The 15,926-nt window shown below is 48.1% G+C and carries 14 protein-coding genes; 6 read left to right on the top strand and 8 right to left on the bottom strand.

What is annotated here, in order from left to right; genetic code table 11:
* Positions 1 to 60 precede the first annotated feature (60 nt).
* From surE to rpoS, 4 genes are all read left to right on the top strand, one after another.
* Complete coding sequence (surE, locus tag ACL9RG_RS14010) at positions 61 to 825, top strand: 5'/3'-nucleotidase SurE (RefSeq protein ID WP_422793243.1); 765 nt, start codon at positions 61 to 63, stop codon at positions 823 to 825.
* The gene (locus ACL9RG_RS14005) at positions 815 to 1,441 is read left to right on the top strand and encodes a protein-L-isoaspartate(D-aspartate) O-methyltransferase (RefSeq protein ID WP_422793226.1); all 627 of its coding nucleotides are present in this window, start codon (positions 815 to 817) and stop codon (positions 1,439 to 1,441) included. The genes surE and ACL9RG_RS14005 overlap by 11 nt, the downstream gene beginning before the upstream one ends.
* A gap of 251 nt (positions 1,442 to 1,692) precedes the next feature.
* Positions 1,693 to 2,778 (top strand): murein hydrolase activator NlpD, encoded by a 1,086-nt coding sequence (gene nlpD / locus ACL9RG_RS14000; protein ID WP_422793225.1) that lies wholly within the window; start codon positions 1,693 to 1,695, stop codon positions 2,776 to 2,778.
* A gap of 49 nt (positions 2,779 to 2,827) precedes the next feature.
* Entirely contained in the window at positions 2,828 to 3,823 is a 996-nt protein-coding gene (gene rpoS, locus ACL9RG_RS13995; RefSeq protein ID WP_422793224.1) for an RNA polymerase sigma factor RpoS, read from the top strand.
* 107 nt (positions 3,824 to 3,930) lie between these two features.
* Here rpoS and mutS read toward each other — a convergent pair whose 3' ends face one another.
* Entirely contained in the window at positions 3,931 to 6,486 is a 2,556-nt protein-coding gene (mutS, locus tag ACL9RG_RS13990) for a DNA mismatch repair protein MutS (RefSeq protein WP_422793223.1), read from the bottom strand.
* Positions 6,487 to 7,005: 519 nt separating this feature from the next.
* On the bottom strand, positions 7,006 to 8,193 hold the full coding sequence (locus ACL9RG_RS13985) for a macrolide family glycosyltransferase (protein WP_422793222.1): 1,188 nt from the start codon (positions 8,191 to 8,193) through the stop codon (positions 7,006 to 7,008).
* A gap of 492 nt (positions 8,194 to 8,685) precedes the next feature.
* Here ACL9RG_RS13985 and ACL9RG_RS13980 point away from each other — a divergent pair, with 492 nt between their 5' ends.
* Entirely contained in the window at positions 8,686 to 8,856 is a 171-nt protein-coding gene (locus ACL9RG_RS13980; RefSeq protein WP_422793221.1) for a hypothetical protein, read from the top strand.
* Positions 8,857 to 9,064: 208 nt separating this feature from the next.
* On the opposite strand, the gene nrdF is transcribed toward ACL9RG_RS13980, so the two are convergent.
* From nrdF to ACL9RG_RS13955, 5 genes are all read right to left on the bottom strand, one after another.
* Positions 9,065 to 10,048 (bottom strand): class 1b ribonucleoside-diphosphate reductase subunit beta, encoded by a 984-nt coding sequence (gene nrdF / locus ACL9RG_RS13975; protein ID WP_422793220.1) that lies wholly within the window; start codon positions 10,046 to 10,048, stop codon positions 9,065 to 9,067.
* A gap of 19 nt (positions 10,049 to 10,067) precedes the next feature.
* On the bottom strand, positions 10,068 to 12,218 hold the full coding sequence (nrdE, locus tag ACL9RG_RS13970) for a class 1b ribonucleoside-diphosphate reductase subunit alpha (RefSeq protein ID WP_422793219.1): 2,151 nt from the start codon (positions 12,216 to 12,218) through the stop codon (positions 10,068 to 10,070).
* Positions 12,200 to 12,604: a class Ib ribonucleoside-diphosphate reductase assembly flavoprotein NrdI gene (gene nrdI / locus ACL9RG_RS13965; protein ID WP_422793218.1), complete on the bottom strand. Its 405-nt coding sequence runs from the start codon at positions 12,602 to 12,604 to the stop codon at positions 12,200 to 12,202. The genes nrdE and nrdI overlap by 19 nt, the downstream gene beginning before the upstream one ends.
* A gap of 9 nt (positions 12,605 to 12,613) precedes the next feature.
* Positions 12,614 to 12,862: a redoxin NrdH gene (locus ACL9RG_RS13960; RefSeq protein ID WP_422793217.1), complete on the bottom strand. Its 249-nt coding sequence runs from the start codon at positions 12,860 to 12,862 to the stop codon at positions 12,614 to 12,616.
* 353 nt (positions 12,863 to 13,215) lie between these two features.
* Positions 13,216 to 13,647, bottom strand: a complete 432-nt coding sequence (locus ACL9RG_RS13955; protein WP_422793216.1) for a carboxymuconolactone decarboxylase family protein — start codon at positions 13,645 to 13,647, stop codon at positions 13,216 to 13,218.
* Between the two features lie 109 nt (positions 13,648 to 13,756).
* On the opposite strand from ACL9RG_RS13955, the gene ACL9RG_RS13950 reads away from it, so the two are divergent.
* Positions 13,757 to 15,229: a PLP-dependent aminotransferase family protein gene (locus ACL9RG_RS13950; protein WP_422793215.1), complete on the top strand. Its 1,473-nt coding sequence runs from the start codon at positions 13,757 to 13,759 to the stop codon at positions 15,227 to 15,229.
* Between the two features lie 202 nt (positions 15,230 to 15,431).
* Here ACL9RG_RS13950 and ACL9RG_RS13945 read toward each other — a convergent pair whose 3' ends face one another.
* Complete coding sequence (locus tag ACL9RG_RS13945; RefSeq protein ID WP_422793214.1) at positions 15,432 to 15,740, bottom strand: DUF883 family protein; 309 nt, start codon at positions 15,738 to 15,740, stop codon at positions 15,432 to 15,434.
* Positions 15,741 to 15,926: the final 186 nt, after the last annotated feature.

Below are 15,926 nucleotides of genomic sequence, written 5' to 3'. Positions count from 1 at the left end.
AGGACAAGAAATCCGGTTTTGATTTGTTTGTATTCTATAAAACAAAGGCTTATCTACTACATGCGCATATTGCTGAGTAATGACGATGGGATTTTGGCTCCAGGTATTCAGACATTAGCCTCCGCTTTACGAGAAGTGGCTGAGGTAATGCTGGTTGCACCCGATCGTAATCGTAGCGGTGCATCTAATGCGCTGACGCTGGACGCGCCTTTACGCATTCATGCTTATCCAAATGGTGATACTGCGGTTATCCAGGGAACGCCAACAGATTGTGTCTATTTGGGTGTAAATCAGTTGATGCGCCCACGTCCTGATATCGTCGTTTCAGGGATTAACGCCGGTGCCAATATGGGCGATGATGTTATTTACTCTGGTACTGTTGCGGCAGCGATGGAGGGGCGCCATCTTGGCTATCCTGCTTTAGCTGTCTCGCTGGATGGACATCAACATTACGATACTGCTGCTATCATTACCTGCCGCATTCTTAAAGCGCTATCTCGTGAGCCACTTCGTACCGGGAAGATCCTAAATATCAACGTTCCCGATCTGCCGCTCGACGAAATAAAAGGCATTCGTGTCACCCGCTGCGGGAGTCGCCATCCTGCTGAGCAAGTTATTTGTCAGCAAGATCCTCGAGGGAAAGATCTTTATTGGATAGGTCCACCGGGTGAGAAATTTGATGTTGCCCCCGATACCGATTTTGCTGCGCTAGCACAAGGCTATGTCTCGATTACCCCACTGCAAGTCGATTTAACGGCATATGCAGCACAGGATGTGGTTAAAGCATGGTTAGCTAAAGCCGAGGTCAACGTGCATGATCAATAAGCCACTCTATAATCTGCTTGAACAACTGCGTCAGCAGGGCATTCGTGATGAACGATTGCTCCATGCGATTGAAACGGTTCCTCGTGAGCGTTTTATTGATGAAGCATTCCAGCATAAGGCTTATGAGAATACGGCGTTGCCGATTGGTAGTGGGCAGACAATTTCCCAGCCTTATACCGTGGCTCGGATGACCGAATTATTGCAATTAACACCGAAATCACGCGTGCTGGAAATCGGCACCGGGTCGGGCTATCAGACGGCGATTTTGGCTCATTTAGTCGAGCACGTATGCTCGGTGGAACGTATCAAAGGGTTGCAATGGCAGGCTAAGCGCCGGCTTAAGCAGCTCGATTTACATAATATCTCAACGCGGCACGGCGATGGCTGGGAGGGATGGCCTTCTCGTGGGCCGTTTGACGCCATTATTGTGACTGCCGCTCCGCCAGAAATACCCCAGGAGCTGTTAAAGCAATTGGCCGAGGGCGGTGTGATGGTGCTGCCAGTCGGTGAGCAAACGCAAACGCTACAACGTATCCAACGGCGAAATTATGAGTTTGTTGTGGATATTGTCGAAGCCGTTCGCTTTGTGCCACTGGTTAAGGGCGAATTAGCATAAAACACCGGCCTGGAATGAAAATTCGGCACAACTGTTAAGATTTACATACAACTGAATGTAGGTGCTGTAGTGGCGAGATGCCTGGGTTGTTGCTAGCATCCCCTACAGTTTTTTATTATCTCAATGATACAGGCTATTATTTTGCTTGTGTTAATCACCCGAACACCGCCAGTTTATTGACGCAATATGCTGTCATAACGCGGTTTTTCCGGGGAAAAGATAGATTCTGATATTGCCGTTATGGGGGAATTATGAGCACGGGAAGCCCAATGAAAACCTTACGCCGTATTGCGGTGTGTACTTTGATCAGCGCATGGTTGGCAGGATGTTCCAATAATGGCTCAACTTCTGCACCAATAACTAATGTCAGCGGTGGCGGCGGTGGTAGTAGCAGTGGGAAGTTTCTCAATCCTAGCCCGAGTGCTAACGCGAACGCGGTGCCGGTTGCACCACGTATTAGCCAACAACGTCCTGCTACAATTCAGCAGCAACCTAGTGCCCAGCCGGTTTCGGTCAATCAACAGGGACATATCGTTTATAACCGCAGTTATAATAATATTCCTAAGGGGAGTTATAACGGTAGCACTTACCAGGTTAAGCGTGGTGATACCCTGTTTTACATTGCCTGGATCACCGGTAATGATTTCCGTGACCTGGCAGCCCGTAATAATATCCCTGCCCCATATGGGTTAGAGGTCGGACAAACTATCCAGATTAATAATGTCTCTTCTGAGGCAAGTACCGGCGGCATGCTTGCCAGTACGGGCGGCGCTTCTAAACCTGCTTCAACAGGTATGTTAGCGGGTACAGTGGTTGCATCTCAACCAACTTCCACGTACTCTGAAGATTCGGGTAAAAAGAGTGCAGACAAAATGTTGCCTTCGACTGGTGTAGTAGCTTCAACTCCCGCACCAGTGGTTACGCCTAGCGCACCTGTCGCCAGTACAGCCAGCAATGGAGGACCAGTTTCTTCATGGAAATGGCCGACTGACGGCAAGATTATCGATAATTTCTCAGCTTCAGAAGGGGGAAATAAAGGCATCGATATCGCAGGTTCACGTGGGCAATCTGTTGTCGCCACTGCTAGTGGTCGTGTAGTTTACGCAGGTAATGCGTTGCGCGGTTACGGCAATCTTATCATCATCAAACACAATGATGATTACCTGAGCGCCTATGCACATAACGATACAATGCTGGTCCGGGAACAACAAGAAGTGCAGGCGGGACAAAAAATAGCGACTATGGGTAGCACCGGAACCAGTTCAGTAAGATTGCATTTTGAAATTCGTTACAAGGGGAAATCCGTAAACCCGTTGCGTTATCTTCCGCAGCGATAATTTGAGCAGAGCTTTGATTCTGCTCTCGGAACCATGGTAGGAGCAGCTTATGAGTCAGAATACGCTGAAAGTTAACGAGTTACATGATGATGTAGAATTCGACGAGAACAGCGCTGAAACCTTTGACGAGTCAGCTTTAGTTGAAGAGTCTGCTGATAACGACACTTTGGACGCTGAAGATGAATTGTTATCGCAAACTGTAAGCCAACGAGTGCTGGATGCCACTCAACTGTACCTTGGTGAGATCGGCTATTCCCCACTGCTGACTGCAGAAGAGGAAGTGTATTTCGCACGTCGTGCGCTGCGGGGAGATATCCCTTCCCGCCGTCGTATGATTGAAAGTAACCTGCGTTTGGTGGTTAAAATTGCCCGTCGCTATAGTAATCGCGGCTTGGCACTGTTGGATCTTATTGAGGAAGGTAACCTCGGTCTGATTCGTGCAGTTGAAAAATTTGACCCTGAGCGCGGTTTCCGTTTTTCCACTTATGCAACCTGGTGGATTCGACAAACGATTGAACGGGCGATTATGAATCAAACCCGAACCATTCGTCTGCCAATCCACATCGTGAAAGAACTCAATGTCTATTTACGCACCGCGCGTGAATTAGCTCATAAACTCGATCATGAACCAAGCGCCGAAGAGATTGCTGAGCAACTTGATAAGCCGGTCCATGATGTGAGCCGTATGTTGCGCCTGAATGAGCGTATTACCTCAGTTGATACCCCACTTGGTGGTGACTCTGAGAAAGCGCTACTCGATATTTTGGCGGATGAAAAAGAAAACGGCCCAGAAGACACCACGCAAAATGATGATATGAAACAAAGTATCGTTAAGTGGTTATTTGAGTTGAATGCTAAACAACGTGAAGTGTTGGCGCGTCGTTTTGGCTTGTTAGGCCACGAAGCAGCAACGCTTGAAGATGTGGGCCGAGAAATTGGCCTGACACGCGAGCGCGTTCGACAGATTCAGGTTGAAGGATTGCGTCGCCTGCGAGAAATCCTGCAAGCGCAGGGATTGAGCATCGAGGCTCTGTTCCGTGAATAACCCCGGTTAACGTTCGGTTAATGTTGCTCGGGTAGCAAATAAAACGGTGGGCTTATCCCCACCGTTTTTTTATGCATGCTTGTTAGCTATCGCCTTGTTTTTAAAGGTTATAACATCGTTTTTAGACGATAAATCCACTCAAGCGCTTGCCTTGGTGTCAGCGAGTCAGCATCCAATCCTTCCAAGGCTTCAACAGCAGGCGAAACTTCTTCATTCAATAGTGTCAGTTGCGGGCCATCAACATTGCTTGCTGCGGCGTTATTTGACAGCGTTTCCAGTTCTTTGAGCTTTTGTCGCGCGCGTTTAATGACATCTTTTGGCACGCCGGCTAATGCCGCAACGGCCAGGCCGTAACTTTTGCTGGCGGCACCGTCTTGTACGCTATGCATAAAGGCAATGGTGTCGCCGTGTTCAATGGCGTCCAGATGCACGTTAACCGTACCTTCCATTTTGTCTGGCAATGTTGTCAGCTCAAAATAGTGGGTGGCGAACAGCGTCATGGCTTTGATGCGGCTGGCCAGATTCTCGGCACAAGCCCAGGCTAGTGAGAGCCCGTCATAGGTTGAAGTACCGCGGCCAATCTCATCCATTAATACCAGACTGTTTTCCGTGGCGTTATGCAGGATGTTTGCGGTTTCGGTCATTTCAACCATAAAGGTGGAACGTCCGGATGCCAGATCGTCCGCCGCGCCGACGCGAGTGAAAATACGATCGATAGGGCCTAGCGTGGCTTGCTCAGCGGGCACATAGCTGCCGATATAGGCCATCAGCACAATTAATGCAGCCTGACGCATATAGGTACTTTTACCGCCCATGTTCGGGCCGGTAATGATTAGCATTCGACGCTGTGGCGACATTGCGAGCGGGTTGGAGATAAACGGCTCGCTCAACACCTGTTCAACGACCGGATGGCGGCCGCCAACAATATTAATGCCTGGTTTATCGCTCAGCGTTGGGCTGACATAATTGAGGGTATACGCACGTTCTGCCAGATTGGTTAACACATCCAGCTCTGCCAGCGCGCTCGCGCTTTGTTGCAAGGCGGGAAGATGTGGTAGTAACAAATCAAACAGCTCTTCATACAAGGCTTTTTCTAACGACAGCGCTTTGCCCTTTGAAGACAATACTTTGTCTTCGTACTCTTTCAGCTCAGGAATAATATAGCGCTCTGCATTCTTCAGCGTTTGGCGACGAACATAGTGGATCGGTGCTAAATGGCTCTGCCCGCGACTAATCTGAATGTAATAGCCATGTACGCCATTAAAGCCGACTTTCAGCGTATCAAGGCCCAGTCTTTCTCGTTCGCGAATTTCCAGTCGATCAAGATAATCTGTAGCGCCATCAGCCAGACTACGCCATTCATCGAGTTCTGCATTGTAGCCAGGAGCAATCACGCCACCATCGCGGACTAATACCGGCGGTGATTCAATAATGGCGCGTTCTAATAGCGCGATCAGCTCATCAAATTCCCCAGCTTGTTCAACCAGCGTATGAATAGCCGCCGAGTCGACAGGTTGCAATATCGCCCGCAGTTCAGGAAGTTGCTGCAACGCATAACGCATGCGCGCTAAATCGCGAGGGCGCGCGCTGCGTAATGCCAGACGAGCCAGAATACGTTCTAAATCGCCAACCTGACGCAAAACAGGTTGTAAATCGGCGGTTAAATCTTGCAGAGAAGCAATCGCCTGCTGGCGATGATGCAACACTTTGATATCGCGGGTTGGCATGTGGATCCAACGTTTGAGCATACGGCTGCCCATTGGTGTCACACATTTATCTAACACGGCGGCCAGCGTATTTTCGACACCACCGGCCAGATTTTGGGTCAGCTCAAGATTACGGCGCGTTGCCGCATCCATGATAATGCCATCCTGCTGGCGCTCCATGGTGACGCCACGAATATGGGGCAGGGCGGTGCGCTGCGTATCTTTAACATACTGCAACAGGCAGCCAGCGGCACGTAAGGCCTGCGTGGCTTGCTCAACGCCGAAACCGCTTAAATCGCGGGTGCCGAATTGTAAATTCAACTGCTGACGAGCCGTATCCAACTCAAATTCCCAAATAGGGCGACGACGCAGGCCGCGACGCGTATCGATAAGCGCCATCGACTCGAAGGTTTCGGGATACAGTAATTCCGCTGGATTGGTGCGTTGAATTTCAGCCGCCATGGTTTCCAGGTCGGTCGGTTGCGCGACGCGAAAACGTCCAGAACTGATATCCAGAGTGGCGTAGCCGAAACCACGGCCATCTTGCCAAATCGCCGCCAACAGATTGTCATGACGCTCGCTGAGCAAGGCTTCATCGCTGACCGTACCCGGCGTCACGATACGCACGACTTTGCGCTCAACCGGGCCTTTGCTTAGCGCCGGATCGCCAACTTGTTCACAAATCGCGACCGATTCACCTAAATTCACCAATTTTGCCAGATAGCCTTCAACGGCGTGATAAGGCACGCCCGCCATCGGAATCGGTTCACCGGCGGACGCGCCGCGCTTAGTCAGTGAGATATCCAACAGCTGCGATGCCCGTTTAGCATCGTCATAGAACAACTCGTAAAAATCCCCCATGCGATAAAACATCAGAATGTCAGGATTCTGCGCTTTAAGACGCAGATACTGCTGCATCATGGGAGTATGAGAATCTAAATTTACATTATCAGTCATAGACTTAATCTTATTAATCCATTGAATTTAAAGTTGATTGTGATTTTGTTGTTTTCGTTCGTTATCACGTGATCTTACTGCACGACGCCGAGGTCCGCGTTGCGATGTGCGTTATGGTACAAGTACAACATGAAAGCGTACAACCGCCACTGGCTGAAAATTGCAACCAGCATAAGTAAATCAACGGGTTGTCATGGAATATTTAGTTGTCGCAAAAGATTACCTGGATGTTAAACCACCGGTTTAAAGCCATCCCGATGGTGCAACGTATCATACCAGCCAAACAAGCAATAAGCTGTTGTGGAGGGAAATTAGAGGCGTGCCGTAAATCTGGTATGTAATGGGTTTAGGGGATTTCGATGATGACTTTGCTGATACTGAGGGTAGTCGAACTCTTTAACAATGAGCGATCGCCTCTTGTCATTAAAATACAAAACGCCCGATATAATGCATCAGGCGTTTTAGAGGTATAAAAATATCAATCTATGCCAAAACTAGACCCCGGCATTAAGTTTACCATCACTGGCTATTTGCAACAGTGCTCATTATTCTGTCAAAAGCGTTTGCCGCAGATTTTGCTCCACCAGCGCATTTAATTTCTTTTTGTAAAAGTGAAATGTTTTGTTGATAATTAGGATTGGTTTTTACTTCACGTGCGTAAGAAAGTAGATTTTCTGCAGTAATATTCTCCCGCGGCAGATATTTCCCTAAATTTAGTTCTTGGATCCGTTTAGCGTTAGTGCGCTGTTCTGCCATTTGTGGAACTGCTAGCATAGGTACGCCATAATACACCGACTCCATTACACTACCCATGCCTGCATGAGTTACAAATAGGCTGGCTATTTGTAACACTTCCAATTGCGGTATACTGCGATGTATTTCAATATTGGGCGGTAATTCACCGAGCCCCTCAGCGTCAGTGTAACGACCAATGACCAATATTACATGCCACTCTGTATCAGCAAACGCTTTTATACATGTATGAAAAAATGATGGCTGGTGATTAAATATAGTACCTAATGATATGACTACGATTGGATTGTCCGTTTGCGGTGGTGTCCAGTCAGTGTGAGATGACCGACCTTCAATGTCAGGTCCAACGAATACAGTTGAAGGATCTGTTGTGTCTAGTTTTTCTTGGAAAGAACGAGGAATATAAGCAATAACATTTTCATGATCGGCCATAAAGGGTTCAATGGGTAGTTTCAGATCGTTATCCCGTAACATTTTTTCCAAGATTGGCGGGGAAGGTTGTTTGTCGAGAGGTATGCTATGCCATTCTTCGAATATTCCTTCATAACTTACATGTGTTGGCATGATGAGAACAGAAGGTATATTCCATAAATATGCAAGAGCCTTACCATGCCAGCCAAACATGTCATAGGCGATAACATCTGGTCGATCATTGTTAAAAGCGAGCATCATTTTAGGATAATTGTCATACGCCTCTTTGGCAAATTCCTCGTTAACATACGCTAAATTCTCTGGCAGCGGTTTCTCTTTTGTTACTCTTGGCTCGAAGAGTACCGGTGTAGCGCCAGCAAGCTCAATGCAGCGAGCGAATTCTGGCGATGTTGTGTAGCTGACTCGGTATCCACGGGCAACAAGCTCTTTGACAGTCCCTAGGGTAGGGTTGACGTGTCCATATTCGGCACAGTTAAAAATTGCGACATGTAGCTGTCGTTTTGTCATTCCCAAATTTGCCATCACCTTTTAGTCCTTAAAAATTAAATTAATTGAGAAATTTTAATTGTGGCAAAATCTAGCTAGTAATAACAAATCTCTAGCCATCCATAACGAATATCACCACAGCACCTTGCCGCCTTATTATGTCAATTTAATCTGTAATTATTACTCTGATTTTTATTAATGGATGAGTAATGATGTAGAGTGGAAATAGGATTTTACTTAGTTTTTATGTGCCGTGTTTTTTTGCGTGTCATAATTCAGCACTCATTTTTTATTTATTCAAGTAAATATTTAATTAAAATAAATCACCAGAATACATGCGGAATTCAGTATAGCGCATGAAGCCAGTTTGTCATTGTTATAATTTACTGATTGTGGTCAATTAACTGCAAAATATGTAGTGTCATTTTGAGGAATAGAAATGCTTAGATTTTATGACGTCGCCTAGAAATCTTGAGATACTATTTAAAGGATCATTTTGACCTAAAAACCGACCGTGAAGGGGCAGTGATGAGTGACAATAAAGAAGCACAGGTATCTTACGCTAAGCCCTCTCGTGCAGATATCGTTCGTTCTGTCGTCACCTCAACGGCGGTTGAAACGGGTCAGTGCTCAGCGAAGATCGAAGCTTCCCTTGAAGCAACACGTAAAAAGTTCTCCCATTTACGTCTTGTTGTTTAATCCCTTCTTAATACTTCTCTGACCCAGTGTTTCATTGGCTCGTAGTCCATTGACATGCCTGTGGGGATAGCTGTAATAAATACCCATATTGGTATATGGCGTGTAGCGAGATATGTAGCGTCGATATTTTAAGAAGTGAGCCGCCAAAAATCTATTTGAATGGCAACTCAACCTCTCGTTTATATTGCTGGAATAAATAACGTTACCCTTAAAAATCCCAGTCTTCGTCTTCAGTATTTACCGCTTTGCCAATCACATAAGATGAACCTGAACCTGAGAAGAAATCGTGGTTTTCATCGGCGTTTGGCGATAATGCCGATAAAATAGCCGGGTTGACTGCCGCCATGCTGGCAGGGAACAGCGCTTCATAGCCCAGATTCATCAAGGCTTTGTTCGCATTGTAATGCAGGAAGGTTTTCACCTCTTCGCTCCAGCCCACGCCGTCATACAGCTCTTCGGTGTAACGGATTTCGTTATCGTAGAGATCCTGGATTAAATCAAAGGTCTGGTCTTTGATCTGCCGTTGACGTTCAGGGCTCTCTTTTTGCAGAGCCTGCTGGAATTTATAGCCAATATAGTATCCATGTACCGCTTCATCACGAATGATCAGCCGGATCAGATCGGCGGTATTCGTGAGTTTAGCGCGGCTCGACCAGTACATCGGCAGATAGAATCCAGAATAGAACAGGAAGGATTCCAGGAACACGCTGGCGACCTTCTTCATCAGCGGATCTTCACCGTTGTAATAAGAGAGCACGATAGCCGCTTTGTTTTGCAGCGCGACGTTCTCTTCGCTCCAGCGATAAGCTTCATCAACATCTGGTGTCGAGCACAGGGTGGAGAATATTGAGCTGTAAGAGCGCGCGTGTACCGCTTCCATAAAGCAGATATTAGAATAGACCGCTTCTTCATGCGGGGTGACTGCATCTTTCATCAGGCCAGGTGCGCCGACCACGTTTTGCAGCGTATCGAGCAGCGTCAGCCCGGTAAAGACTCGAATCGTCAGTTGTTTTTCCTGTGCGGTGAGCGTGGCCCAGGACGGAATATCATTGGACAGCGGCACCTTTTCTGGCAGCCAGAAGTTAGAAGTCAGCCGGTTCCAGACTTCTAAATCTTTGTCATCCTGGATCTTGTTCCAGTTAATGGCTTTGCTGACAGGCTGTGACACCCATTTTTGTTTAATTGCGGTCATAAGTCGTTGGTCCTTTATGTCACAAGGTGCAGGAAACGCAGCCTTCAACTTCAGTGCCTTCCAGCGCCATCTGACGCAGACGGATGTAATAAATGGTTTTGATGCCTTTACGCCAGGCGTAAATCTGCGCCTTGTTAATATCGCGGGTGGTGGCGGTATCGCGGAAGAACAGCGTTAGCGACAAGCCCTGATCGACGTGCTGCGTGGCTTGGGCATAGGTATCAATGATCTTCTCAGGGCCGATTTCATAGGCGTCCTGGTAATACTCCAGGTTGTCGTTGCTCATAAAGGCGGCGGGATAATAAACCCGGCCAATTTTGCCTTCTTTACGGATTTCTACCCGCGAGACAATCGGGTGAATGCTGGAGGTGGAGTTGTTGATGTAAGAAATCGAGCCGGTTGGCGGTACCGCCTGCAGGTTTTGGTTGTACAAACCATGCGCCATCACTGACTCTTTCAGCGCTGCCCACTCGGCAACGCCCGGAATAGTAATGCCGCTAACGGCAAAGAGCTCGCGTACGCGCTCGGTTTTTGGGTGCCATTTATCTTCGAGGTATTTATCGAAATAAGCCCCGCTGGCATAGGTTGAATCAGCAAAGCCCTTAAAGCTCTGTTTACGTTCAATCGCCAATTGGTTAGAGGCGCGAATTGCGTGATAAACAACGCTGTAGAAATAGATATTGGTGAAATCCAGCCCTTCTTCTGAGCCATAGAAAATCCGCTCACGCGCCAGATAGCCGTGCAGGTTCATTTGCCCCAGCCCGATGGCGTGAGAATCGTGGTTGCCTTGCTCAATCGATGGCACCGAGCGGATATGGCTCATATCAGAGACTGCGGTCAGTGCGCGGATCGCCATTTCTACCGTTTGGCCAAAATCAGGCGAATCCATGGTAGCCGCAATATTCAAAGAACCGAGATTGCAGGAGATATCTTTGCCAATGTTTTTATAACCGAGGTCTTCGCTATATTCGGTGGCGGTGTTGACCTGCAAAATCTCCGAACACAGGTTGCTCATATTGATGCGACCTTTGATCGGGTTAGCGCGGTTAACCGTATCTTCAAACATAATGTACGGGTAGCCAGACTCAAACTGGATCTCTGCCAGCACCTGGAAAAATTCACGGGCGTTGATTTTGGTCTTGTGGATGCGCTTATCGTTAACCATCTCGCGGTATTTTTCGCTGATGCTGATTTCCGACATCGGCACGCCATACACTTTCTCAATGTGGTAGGGCGAGAACAGGTACATATCTTCGTTGTTCTTCGCCAGCTCGAAAGTGATATCCGGGATCACCACGCCTAAAGACAGGGTTTTAATACGGATCTTCTCATCGGCATTTTCGCGTTTGGTATCGAGAAAACGCAAAATATCCGGGTGATGAGCGTTAAGATACACCGCGCCTGCGCCTTGACGAGCGCCGAGCTGATTGGCGTAAGAGAACGCATCTTCCAGCATCTTCATGATCGGGATCACCCCGGAAGACTGGTTTTCAATGCGTTTGATCGGTGCGCCGACTTCACGGATATTGCTGAGCATAAAGGCCACGCCGCCGCCGCGTTTGGACAGTTGTAGCGCGGAGTTCACCGAACGGCCAATCGACTCCATATTATCTTCAATACGAAGCAAGAAGCAGGAAACCAGCTCACCGCGCTGTTTTTTGCCGCAGTTAAGGAAGGTTGGCGTCGCCGGTTGGAAGCGCCCAGAGATAATCTCATCGAGCAGCTTAGCCGCTAGCTTGATATCGCCTTGCGCCAGCGTCAGTGCGACCAGACAAACGCGGTCTTCGTAGCGTTCCAGATAGCGTTTACCATCGAAGGTTTTCAGCGTGTAGCTGGTGTAATACTTGAACGCCCCCAGAAAGGTCTGGAAGCGGAATTTATAGTTATACGCGCGTTTGAACAGGCCCTTGATATCATCAAAAGCATATTGATCCAGCACTTCGGCTTCGTAATAGCCTTCTTCGACCAGATAGCGCAGCTTTTCCGCCAGATTATGGAAAAACACCGTATTTTGATTCACGTGTTGCAGAAAATACTGCCGCGCGGCCAGTCTGTCCTTATCAAACTGAATTTTCCCGTCGGCATCGAACAAATTTAACATCGCGTTCAGCGCGTGGTAGTCCGGGCTCTGTGTGCCGGGATCGGTAATGGCTAATTCTGTCGCTGCCAAAATTCAGTTACTCCTTTTTTTACGTTAGCCACGTCTTCCGGGGTACCCAGCAGTTCAAAACGATACAGGTAGGGCACCTGACATTTCTGGGAGACGATTTCACCGGCGAGACCATAAGCTGCGCCGAAATTGGTGTTACCGGCGGCAATCACACCACGAATGAGCGAGCGGTTGTGCTCATCATTGAGAAAGTGGATCACCTGAATGGGAACGGCACCTTTCGCCGATCCTCCACCGTAACTAGGAACCACCAGGATGTAGGGTTGGGTCATACGCAGTTTTTCATGCTGACCGCCAATCGGAATACGTATTGCCGGTAAGTCGAGCTTACCGACAAAACGATGGGTGTTTTCCGATTGACTGGAAAAGTACACCAAGGGATTCATCTCAATGCCTTAATAGGCGCTTTGCAGTTGAGATTGCTGATGCAGTGCGCTGATTTTGTCTGGACGAAAGCCTGACCAATGCTCGTCGCCTGCGATAATCACCGGCACTTGTTGGTAACCCATGGCACGAACGTGGCTCAGCGCTTGGCTATCTTGTGTCAGGTCGATAACCTGATAAGCAATACCCTGTTTATCAAGGGCGCGGTAGGTGGCATTACATTGAACGCAGTCTGGCTTGCTATAAATAATGATGCTCATGATTCGCATTGACCTTATATACCTGTCGCGCTTCAATCCGCAGAGGATGAGTGGCTTCCTTTCTGCATCCGAAGTTACCTGGTATAGGTAAAATGATGGAATTGGCTGACCCTTGGCGCTAAAAGGCGCGCAGGGCCAGGCGAGATGCGTATCAACTGCTTGTGCGAGTTGACGAAGTAAATACTAGATGTAGTGTTTTATAATATCAACCTCGCAATATATAGTTCTATTGTGAAAATGATTATCATTTAAACGCAAAAGGCCAGCAGGCCCCGAATCATGCGGGTTGCTGGCCGAAAAGTTTTTTTAAAATTTTTTATAGAAATATTTTTGTTGTAAAAACAACCAAAAATTTATTGACGCATCCCGACAGCCAAGCGGTTGAAGGCATTCATGATGCTGATAGCGAAGCTCAAGTCGGAGATTTCTACATCGCTGAACAGAGCTTTTAACGCGTCGAAATCGCTATCCGGTGCGCCGGTTGTCGCCACGTGGGTCAATGATTCCGCCCAATTTAATGCCGCACGTTCGCGCTCGGAGTAGAGATGGCTGACGCGCCAACCGGCCAGTTGATCTAATTTATCCTGCGTGACGCCAGATTTGCGCAATGCCTTTGAATGCATATCCAAACAGAAAGCACAGCCGTTAATTTGCGACACGCGCAGGAAAACCAATTCAATAATGGTCATGCCCAGCGGGCTTTTTTCCAGTGTTAATACTGCCGATTTCAGCGGTTCGTAAGTGGCGGCAGACAGCGAATAATAAGGCAGGCGTAATGTATTCATGTTTTTTCCTCAGAGGTTACTAACCAGAGTGATTAGGTAATGGCGATGACTTTAGCGTTTTTATGGCCTATATTTTAGAGCCATAAAATGTCTTTTTTTGCAGGTCATAATGTCTGTCTTCGCTGGTGATTTCCGTCTGGATAATTTGCATGATGCGCCGTTATATCGGCAGATTTATACGCGGGTAAAACAGGCGATTATACAGGGACAGCTTAATGCCGGGGAGCGAGTACCCTCGGTACGTAGCCTGGCAAGCGAACTGGGCGTTGCCCGTGCAACGGTAGAGAATGCTTACGGTTTGTTGCTTGATGAAGGCTTCTTGCAAAGTCGGGGGCAGGCGGGTACCTATGTCAGCCGCACGTTGAATTTGCCGTCGGCAAGTCAGGTTGCCAATCAAGGGAAAACATATCCGTCACAATCGGTTCCTGAACAATCGGCTCCCGATTTAATACAGCCAGATTTACCGTTATCTTTTCAACTTGGTTTACCGGCATTGGATGCGTTCCCCCGGGCTATCTGGTCACGTATTGTGGCGCGTCGATTGCGCCATAGCACGGCAGTATCGCTTTCTCACCCTCCGCTGGCGGGAGACCCTGAATTGCGGCGGGCGATTGCCAGTTATTTACAACTATCGCGCGGATTTTCTTGCCGTCCTGAACAAGTGTTTATCTGTGCCGGTTACAGCGCCGTGCTGGATTTAATCGCCGGCAGTCTGATGCAACCGGGAGAGGGTGTTTGGCTTGAAGATCCTGGCTATCCGGTCACTCAGGCGTTTTTATCCGCGGCGGGTGCCACGCCGATGCCGGTACCTGTCGATAGCGAAGGGATGAATATCGATGAGGCAATAGCCCGCTGGCCCAATGCGCGTTTTGCGGCATTAACTCCAACTCATCAAAGTCCACTTGGCGTTAGCCTGAGCCTCTCGCGGCGTATGGCGATATTAGCCTGGGCTGCTGAGCGGAAAATGTGGATTTTAGAAGATGATTACGACAGTGAGTTTCGTTATCAGGGCCAGCCGTTACCTTCGTTAAAAAGTCTCGATACGCAAGAACGAGTGCTGTATGCCGGGACCTTTAGCAAGGTGATGTTCCCAGCGCTACGCATTGGCTATTTGGTGGTGCCAGAAAGCCTTGTCGCACAAGTAGATGCCTATTGTCATACGCGCAGCTGTGCGTGCCCGCCGTTATTACAGGCCAGCGTAGCCGATTTTATTGAGCAAGGGCATTTCTACCGTCATCTGAAACGTATGCGTCAGCTCTATGCGCAGCGACGCGGTTATTTGACGCAAGCGATAGCCAGCAGTTTTCCAACGGGGGAATTACAGGTTGAGCCGCAGCACGGCGGTATCCAACTTTGTACCCGGCTGGATCCGCGTATTGTCGATAGTGACGTCACTACATTGGCGCGTCAGCGAGGATTATCGCTACAGCCGCTGTCTGAATGGCGAGTAGTCAAGAGTGAAAACGGCAATAGACGCAATGGCTTATTAATGGGATTTACTAATATCGTCAGCCAGCAGCAAGCCGAGCTGCTATGTCAGCAACTGGCAGCAATCGTGCAGGAAGTAGGTGCGAAGAGATAATAAAAAAACGAAGCGTTAAATTTTGTGAATTTGATGATAACGTTGCTTTGAGTGCCGAGATACTCGGGTATAACACACCTAGGGGCGCTCCGGCAGCCAAGGCTGCTACGGCCCCAACGGTGTGCTCTCCCTAATAATCGGCTTTGTCAGTCGTTTGATGAATTAATAAAACATCAGTGCACTGTCCAACGTCTACCGAGGCTTAGCGCCTGCCTAGCAGCACACCTAATACGATGCCGACTGCGGCACCCGCCCCAATTCCATGCCAAGGATTATCCTTAACATATTGCACCGCTTGGCTGGCCTTATCACGAGCCTGCTGTTTCAAATCCAGATCGCCGCTAAAGCGTGAGCGGGCATCGCGCAATACGCCTTCCGCTTTATCACGAATTTTTTCCAGTTCTTCTTTGGTTTTTGAGCCCGAAGATTTTAAAACCTCATCCAGCGTATCTGCCAGCAGAGTGACATCTTGATCCAAGCTGTTTTCTAGTTTTTCTGTTTTCTTAACCATCGTATGCTCCTTGTTTACATGTACTGTTAAGCGTAGATGATATTTTTGATATGGGCAGATGAACGGCGATTTTTAGGTCGAAAATAGACGGTATTCATGATTATTGAGAGGTAAAAAAGCCAGAATGAGTGCGGGATTGATGAGGTATCATCAGAATAATCCTCATCTTCTTGAAGGATGAAATTT

It is taken from the genome of Rouxiella sp. Mn2063 (assembly GCF_049319665.1).
Classification (GTDB): domain Bacteria; phylum Pseudomonadota; class Gammaproteobacteria; order Enterobacterales; family Enterobacteriaceae; genus JBMOUD01.
The sequence above is the reverse complement of the archived record's forward strand: the minus strand, read 5'-3'. Positions and strand labels throughout refer to the sequence as shown.